This window comes from Calidifontibacillus erzurumensis, from assembly GCF_013303125.1.
GTDB lineage: Bacteria > Bacillota > Bacilli > Bacillales > Bacillaceae_J > Calidifontibacillus > Calidifontibacillus erzurumensis.
The window spans coordinates 1-16,322 of sequence record NZ_JABTTE010000013.1 but is presented as its reverse complement, the minus strand read 5'-3'; the positions used below and the strand labels follow the sequence as shown (position 1 = coordinate 16,322).

17 protein-coding genes are annotated in these 16,322 nt (G+C 35.9%); 15 read left to right on the top strand and 2 right to left on the bottom strand.

The genetic code is table 11. The annotated features are described in order from the left end of the window. The first annotated feature begins 47 nt into the window (after positions 1-47). The 6 genes from mutY to HR057_RS10200 all read left to right on the top strand — a co-directional run bounded on the left by mutY (position 48) and on the right by HR057_RS10200 (position 6,644). A complete protein-coding gene (gene mutY / locus HR057_RS10225; protein WP_173731336.1) occupies positions 48-1,154 on the top strand; it encodes an A/G-specific adenine glycosylase in 1,107 nt (368 codons plus the stop codon). Positions 1,155-1,233: 79 nt separating this feature from the next. Next, positions 1,234-2,325 carry a L,D-transpeptidase gene (locus tag HR057_RS17320; RefSeq protein WP_173731335.1) on the top strand — a complete coding sequence of 364 codons (1,092 nt, stop codon included), beginning with the start codon at positions 1,234-1,236 and terminating at the stop codon, positions 2,323-2,325. 38 nt (positions 2,326-2,363) lie between these two features. Continuing rightward, positions 2,364-2,534 carry a gamma-type small acid-soluble spore protein gene (locus tag HR057_RS10215; RefSeq protein ID WP_173731334.1) on the top strand — a complete coding sequence of 57 codons (171 nt, stop codon included), beginning with the start codon at positions 2,364-2,366 and terminating at the stop codon, positions 2,532-2,534. A 451-nt stretch (positions 2,535-2,985) separates the two neighbouring features. Further along, complete coding sequence (locus tag HR057_RS10210; protein ID WP_329955867.1) at positions 2,986-4,029, top strand: bile acid:sodium symporter family protein; 1,044 nt, start codon at positions 2,986-2,988, stop codon at positions 4,027-4,029. 160 nt (positions 4,030-4,189) lie between these two features. Beyond that, positions 4,190-4,720 carry a nucleoside tri-diphosphate phosphatase gene (gene ntdP / locus HR057_RS10205; RefSeq protein ID WP_173731333.1) on the top strand — a complete coding sequence of 177 codons (531 nt, stop codon included), beginning with the start codon at positions 4,190-4,192 and terminating at the stop codon, positions 4,718-4,720. Positions 4,721-4,871: 151 nt separating this feature from the next. Further along, a complete protein-coding gene (locus HR057_RS10200; protein WP_173731419.1) occupies positions 4,872-6,644 on the top strand; it encodes an ABC transporter ATP-binding protein in 1,773 nt (590 codons plus the stop codon). A gap of 408 nt (positions 6,645-7,052) precedes the next feature. Here the strand turns inward: HR057_RS10200 and HR057_RS10195 are convergent, their stop codons facing one another. Next, a complete protein-coding gene (locus tag HR057_RS10195; RefSeq protein ID WP_173731418.1) occupies positions 7,053-8,138 on the bottom strand; it encodes an aromatic acid exporter family protein in 1,086 nt (361 codons plus the stop codon). Between the two features lie 257 nt (positions 8,139-8,395). Here HR057_RS10195 and HR057_RS10190 point away from each other — a divergent pair, with 257 nt between their 5' ends. The 8 genes from HR057_RS10190 (at position 8,396) to perR (ending at position 14,480) form a co-directional block, all read left to right on the top strand. Continuing rightward, positions 8,396-9,415, top strand: coding sequence for an ABC transporter ATP-binding protein (locus HR057_RS10190; protein WP_173731332.1), 1,020 nt, complete (start codon positions 8,396-8,398; stop codon positions 9,413-9,415). Between the two features lie 41 nt (positions 9,416-9,456). Further along, a complete protein-coding gene (locus tag HR057_RS10185; RefSeq protein ID WP_173731331.1) occupies positions 9,457-10,248 on the top strand; it encodes an ABC transporter permease in 792 nt (263 codons plus the stop codon). 4 nt (positions 10,249-10,252) lie between these two features. Then, a complete protein-coding gene (locus tag HR057_RS10180) occupies positions 10,253-11,041 on the top strand; it encodes an ABC transporter permease (protein WP_173731330.1) in 789 nt (262 codons plus the stop codon). 121 nt (positions 11,042-11,162) lie between these two features. Further along, positions 11,163-11,594: a potassium channel family protein gene (locus HR057_RS10175; protein WP_173731329.1), complete on the top strand. Its 432-nt coding sequence runs from the start codon at positions 11,163-11,165 to the stop codon at positions 11,592-11,594. 64 nt (positions 11,595-11,658) lie between these two features. After that, positions 11,659-12,129 (top strand): thioredoxin-dependent thiol peroxidase, encoded by a 471-nt coding sequence (gene bcp / locus HR057_RS10170; RefSeq protein ID WP_173731328.1) that lies wholly within the window; start codon positions 11,659-11,661, stop codon positions 12,127-12,129. A 243-nt stretch (positions 12,130-12,372) separates the two neighbouring features. Then, positions 12,373-13,326: a D-2-hydroxyacid dehydrogenase gene (locus tag HR057_RS10165; RefSeq protein WP_173731327.1), complete on the top strand. Its 954-nt coding sequence runs from the start codon at positions 12,373-12,375 to the stop codon at positions 13,324-13,326. Positions 13,327-13,328: 2 nt separating this feature from the next. Beyond that, complete coding sequence (locus HR057_RS10160) at positions 13,329-13,877, top strand: cob(I)yrinic acid a,c-diamide adenosyltransferase (RefSeq protein ID WP_173731326.1); 549 nt, start codon at positions 13,329-13,331, stop codon at positions 13,875-13,877. Positions 13,878-14,042: 165 nt separating this feature from the next. Then, positions 14,043-14,480, top strand: a complete 438-nt coding sequence (perR, locus tag HR057_RS10155; protein WP_173731325.1) for a peroxide-responsive transcriptional repressor PerR — start codon at positions 14,043-14,045, stop codon at positions 14,478-14,480. 108 nt (positions 14,481-14,588) lie between these two features. On the opposite strand, the gene HR057_RS10150 is transcribed toward perR, so the two are convergent. Next, complete coding sequence (locus tag HR057_RS10150; RefSeq protein WP_173731324.1) at positions 14,589-14,939, bottom strand: YgzB family protein; 351 nt, start codon at positions 14,937-14,939, stop codon at positions 14,589-14,591. 161 nt (positions 14,940-15,100) lie between these two features. Between HR057_RS10150 and HR057_RS10145 the strand changes: the two genes are divergently transcribed. Then, positions 15,101-15,964, top strand: a complete 864-nt coding sequence (locus HR057_RS10145; protein WP_173731323.1) for a nucleotidyltransferase-like protein — start codon at positions 15,101-15,103, stop codon at positions 15,962-15,964. The last annotated feature ends 358 nt before the right edge of the window (positions 15,965-16,322 follow it).

Below are 16,322 nucleotides of genomic sequence, written 5' to 3'. Positions count from 1 at the left end.
AATGTAAAATTTGTCTACATTTATTTTAACACCATGGAGGTACAGCTGTGGAAACAAATCTAGAAAAAAATTTAAAAAATTTCAATATACTCCAGTTTCAGCAAGATTTGATTGATTGGTTTATTAGGGAGCAACGCATTTTGCCTTGGAGAAAAGATAAAGATCCATATAAAATTTGGGTTTCAGAAGTAATGCTTCAACAAACGAGGGTAGAAACGGTAATACCTTATTTTAACAATTTTATAGAAAAATTTCCAACCATTGAAGCGTTGGCGAACGCCGAGGAAGAAAAAGTATTAAAAGCTTGGGAAGGTTTAGGGTATTACTCAAGGGTGCGTAATTTGCAAAGTGCCGTCAAAGAAGTTGCCGAAAAATATGGCGGCCGCGTTCCAGATGATGCGAAAGAACTTTCCAAGCTGAAAGGTGTCGGCCCTTATACGAAAGGTGCTATTTTAAGCATCGCTTATGGCATTCCAGAACCTGCTGTAGACGGCAATGTCATGCGCGTATTGTCGCGTATCCTGATGATCGAAGATGACATTTCTAAGCAAAAAACAAGAAAATTGTTTGAAAACGCTGTTCGTGAGCTTATTTCGCCTGACCAACCTTCTGAATTCAATCAAGGTTTAATGGAGCTTGGGGCGTTAATTTGTACTCCTAAATCACCATCATGTTTATTATGCCCGGTACAAAGACATTGCCTTGCATTCGGTGAAGGTTTGCAAGATGAACTTCCTGTAAAAACAACGAAAAAAACGACCAAAACCGTTGTCATTAATGCTTTAATCTTAAGAAATGATACGGGACATATTTTAGTGCAAAAAAGACCAAGTGAAGGTTTGTTGGCAAATTTATGGGAACTGCCAAATCACGAAATGAAGTTGCATTCCGCTCAAGATCAAATGGAACAATTAAAACATTTTATGAAAGAAAAATATCAATTAGACGTAACGATCGAAAACCATTTTATGAATTTGAAGCATGAATTTTCCCATTTAATATGGAATATCGCCGTTTATAACGGTTATGTAAGCGGGTCTTCAGCTGAGCATTTTGTCCAAAAAGAAAATTGCATGTTTCTCCCACTGGAAGATGTTTTAAGGCTTCCTTTTCCGGTATCTTATAGAAAAATTTTAGCTGAAATTAAGGTGTAAATATTGGATTTATTTAAGTAATGTTCTAATTTGTCCCCTCATACAATGCCCTTAGAGTGTTTTGAAAGGGGAGAGGAACATGGGAAAAAACAGGCTTTTTTTTCTATTAATTATTTGTATAGTGTTTCTATTAGCAATTCTGGCACCGTCGCACATTTATGCAACTGAAGCAAAAACTTCTAAGTTCATGCCCCATCTTCTAATTATTAATAAAGCCGTGAATGAGTTGGCCTATTTTAAGGACGGAAAATTGGAGAAAGTGTTTCCGGTAGGAACAGGCAAAAGCAGAAAGCTGACACCAGAAGGAACATTTACAATTGCAAATAAAATTAAAAACCGCCCTTATTATAAAGAAAAAATACCCGGTGGTTCTCCGAGAAATCCTTTAGGAGACCGTTGGATGGGTTTGGATGTGCCGGGAACATGGGGTCAAACGTATGGCATTCACGGAACGAATAACGAGAAATCGATTGGAAAATATTCAAGCGCTGGCTGCATTCGAATGCATAATGCAGATGTGCGTTGGCTATTTGAGCAAGTCCCGGTTGGAACGACTGTGCATATCACATATGCGGATAAAGATTTTCTCACGATCGCTCAAGAAAATGGATTTAAGGTTAAATTGCCTAAAGTTGAAAAAGTTGATAAAAAAGTGACTTTATTTGCTGAAAAAACGTTGTATAAAAAAGCAGTTGATTATAAAAGTTATATCGTTGGAAAAATCGCTCCTCAAACTGTAACAGCTTTTGAAGAAACGGATCACGGTTGGTACCGTATTTACACATGGTTTGGAGACGCTTGGATATCAAAATCAAATACGATCGAAGGGCAACTAGAAAAGAAAGAAAAAAAGATTACTTTATCGTCGAATACACTTTTATATTCTTCACCAACGATAACGGCTGTATCCATTGGTGCTTTAAGTCCACAAACGGTCACCTCCTTTGAAAGAATTGGAAACTGGCACCATATTTATACTTGGTTTGGCGATGCTTGGATCTATGTAAACGAAAAAGTTTCAGACTCGCCAATGGCAACAGCTGAAAACGCAAGTAAGATGCGGTGTCAGGGCTTTTCAAAATTTTTTTGTATAGAAAACGGTCAACAGAACAAAATATACTCGTACAAGTCAAGGAAGCATCATCTCTTCTCAAATGATGCTCTTCATTGACAGACTTGTTAAAAAAATACTTACTGGAGGTGCCGTTCATGGCAAAGAAAACACAAGCTGGAACAAATGTTCAACAAGTAAGACAACAAAACGCTCAATCTGCAAATAATGCTGGTCAATATGGAGCAGAATTTGCGAGCGAAACAAATGTTCAGCAAGTAAGACAACAAAACGCACAATCTGAACAAAACAAAAGCCAAAATTCATAATTTAACGGCTAACGAAAAAAGCATTCCCTGATCTTTGAAGAAAGGGAATGCTTTTTTCATGTTTGGAGATTGTTCGGCTTGCAGACCTAAAATTTTTTCAATAATTGGAGTTGGACAGTACAACCAAAAGATTTTCATGGGCGTAAATGGAATATGTGTTCCTTATGTGGAGTTGGTGCTGCTAGACCCCTAAAGTTTTTATGGGTGAAAACGGGATGATTTTTTATGTTTGGGGTTTTTACACGGCTTTAGGTCTAAAGTTTTTATAGATGAAAACGGAGTTTTGGTAAAGCAATAGGCCAAGAAGTTTCAAGGGTGTAAGTGGAATGCTTTTTTCATATCTGGAGATTCGGCTACATTCAAAATTTTTTTGGCCGTAAACTAAATGCTTATTTTAATGTATGGATGTTTCTTTCGTGTGAAAGAAGTACAAAAGGGAAGCAAACACCTAATGAAATTTTCCGAAAACAGGAGTAAAATGAAAGAGCAGCATGAACTTTGTATTATTTTTTCGATTGAAAGGATCTTATTTATGTTTTTTCAAACGTTAAACAAAGTATTATTGAAGCTCATGCCGATTATCACTCCGACAAGTGTAATAATCGGCATCGTTTTTTCGGAAAGTTTGCAACCTTTTATTTTTTTAGTACCATGGATCTTTGCTTTTATGACTTTTTCAGGTAGCTTGCAATCAAAATTTGCAGATATTAAGTCGGTTGTCCACTTTGCACGCCCGCTTTTAACTTGTCTGATCGTTTTACATCTTTTAATGCCATTCATCGCTTATGGTATTGGAAAAATCGCTTTTCAAAATGACCATTATACGATTATAGGTTTAGTCCTAGCTTTTTTAATTCCAACGGGTGTCTCCAGTTTAATTTGGGTATCGATTTATAAAGGAAATGTCATTTTGACGATCTCCATCATAGTGCTCGACTCATTTTTGTCTCCTTTTATAGTACCGGCTGTTTTGCAATTGTTGTTTGGGACAACTGTTCATATGGATGCCTTTGAAATTATGGAAGGTTTAATTTGGATGATCGTTTTACCGTCGATATTAGGTATGGTTTTAAATGAAACGACAAAAGGAAAAATTAATGAAACGCTTGCGCCTATCTTTGCTCCAGTTTCAAAACTTTGTCTTGGCGCAGTCGTTGGGTTAAATGGTGCGGCAATTGCCCCATATTTCCACGAGTTGAATGGGAAGTTGTTATTTATTTCTGTAGTCGTCTTTGTGCTTGCATGCAGCGGTTATTTAGTCAGTTGGGTCATTTCGAGTATGTTGAAAGAAGAAGCTGGTATTAAAATTGCGTTAATCTTTAATGGGGGAATGCGAAATATTAGTGCAGGTGCAGTTATAGCCATTACTTATTTTCCAGCTCCTGTAGCTATTCCTGTCATCATTGGAATGTTATTCCAACAAATATTAGCATCGTTAACAGGGAATTTTATAGCACGGCCTATAAGCAAACGAGTGAAAGAAATGAGCGCATAACGTGCATGAAACTTTCTAAAATGCTTAATTTGGAAATTTGTAAATCAGATTAGTTTTAAATTGTTATTGAAACCGATATAATAGTATAAAAGTGGGTAGGTATGCTTATTTGTAGAAAGGAAAGACTAAGTATTCTTATTCGTAGGGAAAGGAAGATAGTATGTTTGTCCCCAAAGCAGGAAGTAAAATACAAATACAAAGCTATAAGCATAGTGGGACGATACACCGTGTATGGGAAGAAACGACTCTCTTAAAAGGAAATCGGTCGGTCGTTATTGGTGCCAATGATCGGACCCTTGTGACGGAAGCTGATGGGCGGACATGGATAACAAGAGAGCCTGCGATCTGTTATTTTCATGCCAACCATTGGTTTAATATCATTGGTATGATTCGTGAAGATGGTATTTATTATTATTGCAATTTAAGTTCGCCATTTGCTTGGGACAATCACATACTTAAATATATTGATTATGATTTAGATATTAAAGTTTTTCCTGATATGACGTATATGATATTAGATGAAGATGAATACGAACTTCATAAAAAACAGATGAAATACCCAATGGAAATTGATTATATTTTGAAGAAAAATATTTCCGATTTAATCCGATGGATCCGGCAGCGCAAAGGACCTTTTGCACCCGATTTTATTGATAATTGGTATGAAAGATATTTAACTTATCGGTCATAACTACATATTTTTAGGTAAGGGGCTGCATTTTCACAGCCCCTCCTGTACTTTATGTACAAAGTTTATAATCGAATTGCAGTAATCCGCTAAACTATATTTGGAGTTGTAGAATTTTGCTTTATTCCCCTTTAAAAATTAGGTGGTGGTTTGTCTGGATAGTATCATCCGATATTTAAAATTTGTATGGCCATATAAGAGTAAAATTATTTTAACGATTATCATCGGTTTACTTAAATTCGGCATCCCGCTTTTAATGCCGTTAATTTTGAAGTATGTACTTGATGATATTATTGCGAATGAAACGTTGACGACTGATGAGAAAATTCATGAACTAATTGTAATGATGGCGATTGCTTTTGTCATCTTTTTTGTGTTGCGTCCGCCTATTGAATATTACCGGCAATATTATGCTCAATGGGTTGGCAGTAAAATCCTTTATGATATTCGTGATCAGCTCTTTTCCCATATTCAAAAATTGAGTTTGCGATATTATGCGAATTCAAAAGCTGGCGAAATCATTTCAAGAGTCATCAATGACGTTGAGCAAACAAAATCTTTTGTCATAACAGGATTAATGAATATTTGGATCGATATGATGACAATCTTTATTGCGCTAGCGATTATGTTTACGATGGATTTGAAATTAACATTGATCGCTATTATCTTATTTCCGCTCTACGCTTTTTCGGTGAAATATTTTTATGGAAGACTTCGCCATTTAACGAGAGTTCGTTCACAGGCGCTTGCTGAAGTTCAAGGGTATTTGCATGAGCGGGTTCAAGGAGTATCCGTCATTCGCAGCTTTGCGCTTGAAGATTATGAACAAACATTGTTTGATAAAAAAAATCAAAATTTTTTAAGAAAAGCGCTGGAACATACGAGCTGGAATGCGAAGACGTTTGCAGTCGTCAATACGATTACTGATTTAGCGCCGCTCCTTGTCATCGCCTTTGCTGGTTATGCTGTTATTACCGAGGAAATCACTGTCGGTACAATGGTCGCTTTTGTTACATACATGGATAAATTGTATAATCCTTTGCGTCGTTTGATCAATTCATCCACAACGTTGACTCAATCGATTGCTTCGATGGACCGTGTATTTGAATTTATGGATGAAAAATACGATATTGTTGATAAAGAGGATGCGATCGAATTAAAAGAAGTAAAAGGGCACGTGACATTTGAAAATGTCAGTTTTAAATATAACGAGAACGGGCCTTATGTGTTGAAAAATATATGTCTTGATGTCAAACCGGGAGAAACGATTGCCTTAGTTGGAATGAGCGGAGGAGGAAAATCATCGCTCGTTAGTCTCATTCCTCGTTTTTATGATGTCAGCGAAGGACGTATTTTGCTTGATGGTGTTGATATTCGTGATTTTAAAGCAAGGTCACTTCGGGATAAAATCGGAATGGTTCTTCAAGACAATATTTTATTCAGCGATTCGGTAAAAATGAATATTTTAATGGGAAATCCAAATGCCACTGATGAAGAAGTCATTGAAGCGGCAAAAGCAGCGAACGCACATGATTTTATTATGGATTTGAAGGATGGATATGATACGAAAGTAGGGGAACGTGGCGTGAAGCTTTCCGGCGGTCAAAAACAGCGTGTCGCTATTGCGCGCGTATTTCTAAAAAATCCGCCGATATTAATTTTAGATGAAGCAACATCAGCACTAGATCTAGAAAGCGAGCATTTAATCCAAGAAGCGCTTGAGAAACTTGCGAAAAACCGGACAACCTTCATCGTTGCCCATCGGTTAGCAACGATTACCCATGCCGATCGCATTGTACTCATTGAAAATGGAGAAATTAAAGAAATCGGTACTCATGAGGAACTGATGGAAAAAAGAGGAGGATATTATAACCTCTTTAAAGTCCAACAATTGGATGAAACGAAAACCGATTCGGTTCTTCAATAAAATGATTACATAAAGTTTTGAGAGAAAAATATAAGAGGGCGTTTTGACCTAACAACGCCCCAAAATGTTTAATGAAGGGCTTTAAATGTTAAGCCCTTTCTTTTTTGTTTATGATTTAGGTACCTTATGCTGATAAAAGGTGCATATCATCACTTTCTATTAATAGTCTTTCGCCAATTGAAAAAGAAGCTGTAAACAGTGTTTTTATATAGTTTTTTAGAGCTGGATAAGAAACCGTGCTCAAGGTCTTTTACATGAATAGTCTTGCAAATGGAAAAGGCCCCATCCAGCGCCAATTTTATGATTGTCTTTGGCAGCTGAAAACGAGGCCCCATTTATCTTAGCGCCTTTTACATTATTGCCTATAGGTAGCTTAAAAAGAGGCCGCACATAAACGACTGCTAACCTTTATATTTCTTCCTTTTCGGAAATTTTTACTTTATTTTCTTCGGTATGATAGCTTTGAAAACTATTAATTAAATGATCTAAATGGAAGATTGCTTCATAATATTCGATAATCGTTGTAAGAAGCGGCAATGTATGAATCCAATCTTGTTTATTTGCTTCGGTCTCGCTTTTAATCACTTCCATGTAAGCCTCAATGATTTGTTCTTTTTCATGAATGATGTCTTTCGTAATGGCTTCTGCAGGAATTGCCCCTGCTTTGCTAATGTATTTTTGAAGAATTTGTTCATGATAAGTTGTTAATGAATCAAGTATTTCTTTCGTCATTTGCTGCACGGATTTCGGCAAATCGCTATAGCTATGTTCTAGTTTGTGCAACTTTTTTAAGATCTCAAAAGCTAGATGGGTGGAAGCGATCATTTGACGAAATAGGACAAGCTTGCGCGCTTTCACAAATTGTTTCTTTTTTGAATATGTCCGCTCTTCTTTATAAAAATGATACAGATTTTCCATTCTTTCCAGCTTATCTTTAAACTTTTCAATCTCTTCTTTTAGTGTGGCATGGTCGGTTGCGTTTCTTGAGCTTACCCGAATCCACTTAACAATTCCTTCGGTCGTTTCTACAACCTTATAATAAAGTTTTGTTTCGTATTTAGGCGGAATAAACAATAGATTCACTAGGAAAGAAGAGAGAACGCCGATCATGATTGCGATAAAACGATCAAGGGCGAATGTAATAAAATGTCCATCTACACTTTCCATAATCGCGATAACCGTTACTAAACTTAAAGCAATTGTTCCTTCAATCTTTAAACGGAGATGGATTGCTATGACGATAATGACGGCAATTCCAATGACGAAAGGATCAGTACCTAATGTAATTACGCTAAGGATCGCAATAGCTGCACCAATGACATTCCCTTGGACTTGCTCTAAAATGGATTGGTAGGTCCGATAAATCGAAGGTTGAATGGCGAAAACAGCAGCAATCCCACTTAAAGAAGGGGATGGCATTTCTAATAATTTTGCAAGAAAAAGTGCTAATGTAACAGCAATCCCTGTTTTCAATATTCTTGCGCCAAGTTTCATATTCACCTATAATCCTTTCTTAGTCATCATACATAAATGGTACTATACATCGAATACAGTTAAGATTCAACCAAAAACATTTTAAAAAAATGTAAAAAGATCAACAAAAAATCGACATTCTTTTTTTATTTTTTCGAAAAAATTATCGAGTATTTTAAAGCAAGAAATTTGTGTGCAGTTTAACAATTCGATAAACTCATTGTTAGCAAAATGAATAAGAGCGGAAGAGGAATTTATTTTTCTTTGGGGGGAAGTTCATGGACTATATTATCGATGTCGAAAATTTGCGTAAAGAGTTTAAATCCTATTCAAGCAGGGGCGGGTTGAAAGGCGCTTTCCGCGACTTATTCAATCGGCAATATAAAATCATTACAGCGGTTGATAATATTTCACTAAAAGTAAAACCTGGCGAAATGGTCGGCTATATTGGTGAAAACGGAGCTGGTAAATCAACAACGATTAAAATGTTAACCGGTATTCTTGAACCGACGTCCGGTAAAGTTTTAGTCAATGGATTGAATCCACATAGAGAACGGGAACGATTTACACGAACGATCGGTGTTGTGTTTGGTCAACGTTCGCAACTTTGGTGGGATATCGCTGTTCAAGAATCATTTCGTTTGTTAAAAAAAGTGTATAAAGTTTCAGATCGGGATTATGAAGAACATATGGGCCATGTCATTTCTACACTGGATATCGAGCCGCTTTTGGACAAACCTGTTCGAAAACTTTCGCTTGGTCAACGAATGCGCTGTGAATTGGCAGCAGCGTTAATCCATAATCCGCCACTTTTGTTTTTAGATGAACCAACGATCGGTTTAGATGTTTTAGTAAAACTAAAAATTAGGGAATTTTTAAAGGAGATCAATGAAAAATTCAATACGACAATTTTATTAACTACCCATGATTTATCGGATATTGAAGCATTATGCGAGCGCGTTGTCATTCTTGATGAAGGGAAAATCATTTATGACGGTAGTTTAACAGATCTTCATTCCAATTGGGGTGACGGCAAGCAAATACAGTTCCAATTTGTTTATCCAACAAAACAAAACGAGTTGGAGAAATTAACAAGAGACCTTCCAGTAGAATGGCAAAAAGGGGAAGAAGCAAATTGCTGGATTGCAAATGTCAACAATGAAGATGATGTTGTTTCAGCAGTTATTACGAGAGTTGTTGCCGCAAGTCAAATTAGCGATATGAAAATGAAAGAAATATCAACGGAAGAAATTGTTCGCAATATTTATGAACGAGGATTGAAAGATCCTGCTGTTTAAGGAGAAATGGCCTTAAGGAGGCCTGTAGGTGGGTGTGATAGATGTCCAAATATATAGAGATGATACGAATTCGTTTTTTAATGATGTTAGCTTACCGGACGAATTATTATAGCGGTATTCTTAACTACAGCATCAATATTGGTGCTTATTATTTTTTGTGGAAGGCAATTTATGGTGACAAACAGGAAATTGAAGGATTAGCGGTTTCGCAAATGGTGACGTATATTGCCATTGGTTGGATGGCCCGAGCTTTTTATTTTAATAATATTGACCGCGAAATTGCTCTAGAGGTTAAAGATGGAAAAGTGGCTGTGGAATTAATTCGTCCGTATAACTATTTAACGATGAAGATGATGGCAGGACTTGGAGAAGGTCTTTTCCGTTTATTGTTTTTCTCTTTACCGGGGATGGTTTTGATTAGTTTTATTTTCCCGCTTGAATTTTCAAGCAGCTTAACTACCTGGTTCTATTTTGGAATTTCTACGATTTTAAGTTTTGTAGTGAATTCCGAACTCAATTTGTTGGCAGGAATCATGACATTCTTCTTTTACAATATTGAAGGTTTATTGAGGGCAAAAAGAGTGTTAATCGATTTGTTTTCCGGCTTAATTTTGCCGATTAGCTTTTTCCCTCAAGCAGTCCAGCAAATCATGATGTTTTTTCCATTCCAAGCGATCAGCTATATTCCTAGCATGATTTTTACAGAAGGGCTGCAAGGACATGCCATGTTTCAAGCACTTTTATTCCAACTGATTTGGGCGGTTTTACTAGTCATTCCAATTCAAGTTTTATGGATCTTTGCTAGAAGAAAGCTCGTCGTGCAGGGGGGCTAAAAAGATGAAGTTTTATGTTTCGATGTTTTTCCAATATTTGAGCCAATATATGAAAACAAGATTGGAGTACAGGACAGATTCTCTAGTTGAAATAGTATCCGATTTGTTATATCAAGCTGTTAATTTAACTTTTATTCTCGTTGTTTTTGGCCATACTCAAGTTTTAAGCGGCTGGAGCAGGGATGAAATCATTTTTATTTACGGTTTTTTCCTCGTTCCTTATTCGCTTTTCTCAGCTTTTTTCAATATTTGGGATTTCAATGAACGTTATATTGTGAAAGGTGAAATGGATCGGATTTTAACAAGGCCGCTTCATAGCTTGTATCAAGTTTTGCTTGAACGAATTGAAGTAGAATCTTTATTTGGTGTTATAACTGGTTTTGTCATCATGATTTATGCCGGAAGATCTTTAGATTTACAACTTCATTGGTACGATCCGTTTATATTTGTTGTCATGGTTATTGGTGGGATGCTCATTTATGGCGGCATTCTTATTATGCTTGCGAGCATCGGTTTCTGGTCAGATGCACGTACGGACATTATGCCGATGGTTTATAATATCGGAAATTACGGCCGTTATCCTGTTGATATTTATAACCGGATCATTCGTTTTATTTTAACTTGGGTTTTGCCGTTTGCTTTTGTTGGCGTTTATCCTTCCGCGTATTTTCTAGGTCGGACAGAATGGTATGGCTATGCCTTTTTAACCCCGGTAATGGGAATCGTCTTTTTCATGTTGTCTGTTTGGATTTGGAATAAAGGAGTCCGGAGATATCGAGGGGCAGGAAATTAGGGCAAAAGCAATTTCATGAAGCAGTCTTAGCCTGGCAATAGTGAATGGACACATTTTTATTCTTTTCACTGCCTGTCTTTCATATGAATATATCAAGCAATGAAGGCAGGTGGAGATAGAAATGCTTTTGGTTAGTATAGGTTCATTACTTTGCATTATTTATAAAAGCCTAGAATGGCTTTGGCTAAGCGACCGTTTTGGAAGAAACCAGAAACATTTTTTGTCCATTGAATATTTCGTTGCTCTTATTATTACATATGTTATTTTGCTAATCGGTTTTGGTTTTATTTACACATTTATAGAAATGGCAGGCTATTCAATCATCTTAGAATCGGGACAGGAGATAGAACCACCATTTTTCCATATATTAGGCACGTGCATTTATTTCAGTGCCGTCACTTTATTTTCTTTAGGTTATGGCGATATTGTTCCGATTGGCATTGGCCGGTGGTTTGCTGTTGTTGAAGCGTTAATTGGTTATTTGTTGCCAGCAGCCTTTGTTGTAAGATCTGTTATTTATTTTGAAGGCTCTTTTTTTAAAGAAAGAGGTTAATCATTTGTAATTAAAGGAGCAATTCGTTAATCTATTAAATAACAAATAATGGAGGTGTTACAATTTGACAGTTGAAATTGGAAGTAAAGCACCGGATTTTGAATTGCCGGCATCGAATGGAGAAACAGTGAAATTATCTGACTTTCGTGGGAAACATGTTGTTTTGTATTTTTATCCGAAAGATATGACACCTGGTTGTACGACTGAGGCTTGCGATTTTCGGGACAAGCATGAAAGTTTTGCAGAGTTAAATGCTGTTATCCTTGGAGTTAGCCCAGATCCTTTAGATCGCCATGCAAAATTTATTGAAAAATATGATTTGCCATTTTTGCTTTTAGCAGATGAAGAGCATAAAGCGGCAGAAGCTTATGGCGTTTGGACGTTAAAGAAAAATTTCGGAAAAGAATATATGGGCATTGAGCGCTCAACGTTCATTATTGATAAAGAAGGTACGCTCGTAAAAGAATGGCGTAAAGTAAAAGTAAAAGGTCATGTAGAAGAAGCGCTTGAATATATTAAGGAAAACTTATCGTAAATAGATAGAAAATTCGTATACGGTCGATCTAGAGAATTGACCAAGAGCCTATTTTCATTCGATACAGGCGATGACCTATACAAACAGTGCTACTCGTTCGTATGTTGTAAGTGTAGGGCATACCTCCTCAGATGATAGCATTTTTATACGGGACCGGTCCGTCCCGTATTTTTTTATAAAAAAATATTCTAAATAAAGAAAATTGTCGAAAATTATATATAATAATAAAAGAGGTGAAATGAATTGAATATTATCACATCATTAAGAGTTAAATCTGCCATTCAAAAAGAACTTCAAGAAAAATTTCCAGAAGTGCATTTTTTCTTTCATCCAACGATGGAAGAGGCAAAGGCGGATATAGAAAATGCTGATATATTAGTCACATATGGCGGCGATTTAAATGAAGAAATATTAGAAAGAGCCAAGCGGTTAAAATGGATCATGGTGTTATCAGCAGGAATAGAAAAGCTGCCGTTTGAAGCTTTAAAGAAAAGGAATATATTAATTACAAATGCGCGTGGTATACATAAGGTGCCAATGGCTGAATATACATTCGCCATGATCATGCAAGTGACGAAAAAAATGAAACAATTAATTGAAAATGAAAAAAATGAGGTATGGGATCGAACCATTCGATTGGTTGAGTTGGCTGGAAAAACAATTACTATTCTAGGAGCTGGAGCTATTGGCTGTGAAATTGCTAGAGTTGCCAAAGCTTTTAATATGAAAACGATCGGCGTAAATCGCAGCGGACAAAACGCTGATTACATGGATGAAATTTATTCGGTTCAAGATCTTGAACAGGCGTTGGTACAAGCGGATTTCGTCGTTTCAGTATTACCTAGTACAAAAGAAACATATCATTTATTAAAAGAAAATCATTTTAAAATGATGAAAAATGAGTGTGTTTTCATCAATATTGGCCGCGGCGACATCGTAGAAGAAAGCGTTTTATTGAAAGTCTTGGAAGATGGCGAAATTGCCCATGCAGTATTGGATGTATTCGAATCGGAACCGCTTCCAGAAGGACATCCGTTTTGGAAAATGGAAAACGTAACGGTTACTCCGCATATATCAGGGCTTTCCGCTTTATACCAACAACGTGCATTTCAAATTTTTGAACATAATTTAATAAATTATTTGTCCGGAAATAATAATAATTTAAAAAATGTAATTGATTTAGACAGGGGGTACTAATATTGAAAATTTATACAAAATCAGGAGATAAAGGAATGACGTCGTTAGTATACGGCGAAAGAGTTTCAAAAACCGATCCGCGGGTGGAAGCGTACGGAACAGTTGATGAAGCAAATTCGATGATCGGTCTTGCTTTAAGCTTTTTAAAAAATGAAACATTCGAAGGTAAAGAAGAAGTTCTCGCTATCTTTCATAAAGTTCAAACAAGCCTCTTTCATGTAGGTGCTGAAATTTCAACCCCTGCAGGAAAAGAAGTAAAATGGACTGTTACAGCTGATCAAATAACCGAATTAGAACAAATCATTGATAAGTGGGATGAAAAAATACCCCCGCTCAAAAACTTTATTTTGCCAGGCGGACATCAAGCTGGTGCCTCTTTACATGTTGCTAGAACAATGATTCGTAGAGCTGAAAGAAAAACAATTGCAATAGGTGAAAATATCAATCCGTATGTTTTATCTTATTTAAATCGTTTATCAGATTTCTTATTTGTCGCAGCGCGTTATATTAATTTTAATTTGAATGAAACAGAAAGAGAACTCCACCAATAATGACCATCTTTGACAAATAATAAAAATAAAAGCGTTTAAGCATTGCTTATGCGCTTTTATATATATTAATGTTGACAATATTGAGGAAACAAATGTACAATATTTATAAGATTATAACAATTATAAAGTAAGAATTATTTATAAGTGGAAGTGAGGTGCATGACGATGTCAGAAATGCGCATTCAGGAAGCGATGGAAACGTTGAAAGGCTCAGGAGTACGAATTACACCGCAACGTCATGCGATATTAGAGTATTTGCTTCAATCGATGTCACATCCAACAGCAGATGAAATTTACAAAGCGCTTGAAGGAAAGTTCCCAAATATGAGTGTGGCAACTGTTTATAATAACTTACGTGTTTTTAAAGAAGTAGGTTTAGTAAGAGAGTTGACATACGGCGATTCTTCCAGCCGTTTTGATTGCAATATTTCAGACCATTATCATGTCATCTGTGAAAAATGTGGCAAGATTGTCGATTTCCATTATCCAGGTTTTTACGAAGTAGAGAAACTAGCAGAACATGTAACTGGATTTCAAGTGAGCCATCATCGTATGGAAGTGTATGGTACTTGCCCTGACTGCAAAGAAAAAGAACAACATTAATGCCCGCGGTAATATGTCTCCTGCATATTGCCTTTTTTATTTTTCTAAAATCGATGGTGCAAAAGAATGCCGGAACATAAGTTTATATAGTTCCGGCTTTTTTTACGTTTATTTTCTTTTCGAATTATATTTTTCATCAAATTCTTTGCCTTCTAGACTTCGATCTAATGTTAAAGGTTCGCTGCAGTGCATACACAAATCAACCCGGCCAAGCATTTTTGTAGGTTTTTGGCAAGAAGGGCAAACCACTTGCACAGTTTTCGTTGAGAGCATTCCAATCCAAAAGTAAACAATAGTACTGGCGATAATAAACAAAAAACCTAAAATAATAAAACTAGTCATTACCCAAGCGTTTGCTTTAAAGATGATGCCAACATACATGACAGCAACTCCTATAAATATAAGAAGGAGTGCGAATGAACGGATTTTGTTAATTTTACTAGAATATTTTAAGCCCATTTGACGATTACCTCCTAATTTGCCATTATATCATATCCGTGTGTCGAAAAGTTAGTTTTGTAAATCGATCAGCAGAAAAGGAAATTTTATTGCTAATGTAGAAATATAAATGTAAGTTATTTATAAAATCATGCAAGTTGAAATTTGTTGGAGGAATAGATATGGATGAACGGCTTCGGCCAATACTTGAGGAAAATGCAGCAGATGAAAATACGCTGGGAATCCTTTTGTATGAAAACGAAAAAAAGAATTGGCTCGGTTCAGAACAGCCAGATGTGTATTTAATTGTATTAATGAGAGAATTAGAATTTGATAAAAATCCGTACATGATTGACCATTACATAGTTGATCAATTGAAAATTACTGTTCATACGGTCAGTGAACAACAACTATGCAGACATTTAAAATATAGCAATTACTTGCAATGGATATTGAATGGTCAAGTTTTATTTGAAAAAGAAAACTCAATTCAAAAATTGAGAATTAAATTGCAAGAGATACCGATTAATATAAGAAAAAAGAAGATTTGCATCGAATTTGCCAATTTAATAAAATGTTATTCCATGGGAAAAGAATTTTATGAAAGAAAACAATATTTAGATGCTTTTACCCTAATGGTTCAAGCCTTACAGCATTTAGCTACTTTATCGGTGCTTGAACACGGTTTATATCCGGCAAATAGCTTATGGAATCAAGTAAAAAAGCTTGAACCTGAAGTTTATACATTTTATTTGGAATTGTCAGAAAGCAACGAACCAATTGAAAAGAGAGTGCAACTTTTGTTTTTAGAATTGGGATTTGCAACGAGTTCCCGCACACGAATCGGAAGCAGTTATTTGCTTGAAATCATGAAGTCAAAAGATGAATGGACTTTAAAAGACTTAGTAAATGACGAAAGATTAATAGAATTTGCACCTAACTTAGAACTCTTCCTTCAATATTTAGCATTGAAAAATATAGTAGCTGTCGATGATCAAAATTCCAAAGGGTCAGCTGTTTATCAAAGAAAATATAAAGTGAGATAAAAATATGTTGACATTAAAAAATGGCCGTGATATATTAAAAAACGTCGCTGCTGAAAATAGACAGCAGCGATGAATAAAAAAATGTTGACAACATCTTTCTAAGATGTTAAATTAAGAAGGTCGCTGTTTGAAAGAAGAAAGCAAAAAAACTTTTAAAAAAATGTTGACTTCTATGAAGTGATGTAGTAATATAATTAGTGTCGCGAACAGCGATAAAAAACTAGAAACGATAGATGATCTTTGAAAACTAAACAAAATGTCAAGCGTGCGGCAATGTTGAATTTTTCATTCAACGGCCAAGTCAATTTTGAGTAAGGATTTTCAACAAACTTTTTTTCGGAGAGTTTGATCCTGGCTC

Bases quoted from the DNA above. Each gene is read 5' to 3' on its own strand.
- HR057_RS17320 (WP_173731335.1), top strand. From the start codon at position 1,234: ATGGGAAAAAACAGGCTTTTTTTTCTATTAATTATTTGTATAGTGTTT.
- HR057_RS10215 (WP_173731334.1), top strand. From the start codon at position 2,364: ATGGCAAAGAAAACACAAGCTGGAACAAATGTTCAACAAGTAAGACAA.
- HR057_RS10210 (WP_329955867.1), top strand. From the start codon at position 2,986: ATGAAATTTTCCGAAAACAGGAGTAAAATGAAAGAGCAGCATGAACTT.
- ntdP (WP_173731333.1), top strand. From the start codon at position 4,190: ATGTTTGTCCCCAAAGCAGGAAGTAAAATACAAATACAAAGCTATAAG.
- HR057_RS10195 (WP_173731418.1), bottom strand. From the start codon at position 8,138: ATGAAACTTGGCGCAAGAATATTGAAAACAGGGATTGCTGTTACATTA.
- HR057_RS10190 (WP_173731332.1), top strand. From the start codon at position 8,396: ATGGACTATATTATCGATGTCGAAAATTTGCGTAAAGAGTTTAAATCC.
- HR057_RS10185 (WP_173731331.1), top strand. From the start codon at position 9,457: ATGTCCAAATATATAGAGATGATACGAATTCGTTTTTTAATGATGTTA.
- HR057_RS10180 (WP_173731330.1), top strand. From the start codon at position 10,253: ATGAAGTTTTATGTTTCGATGTTTTTCCAATATTTGAGCCAATATATG.
- HR057_RS10175 (WP_173731329.1), top strand. From the start codon at position 11,163: ATGCTTTTGGTTAGTATAGGTTCATTACTTTGCATTATTTATAAAAGC.
- perR (WP_173731325.1), top strand. From the start codon at position 14,043: ATGTCAGAAATGCGCATTCAGGAAGCGATGGAAACGTTGAAAGGCTCA.
- HR057_RS10150 (WP_173731324.1), bottom strand. From the start codon at position 14,939: ATGGGCTTAAAATATTCTAGTAAAATTAACAAAATCCGTTCATTCGCA.
- HR057_RS10145 (WP_173731323.1), top strand. From the start codon at position 15,101: ATGGATGAACGGCTTCGGCCAATACTTGAGGAAAATGCAGCAGATGAA.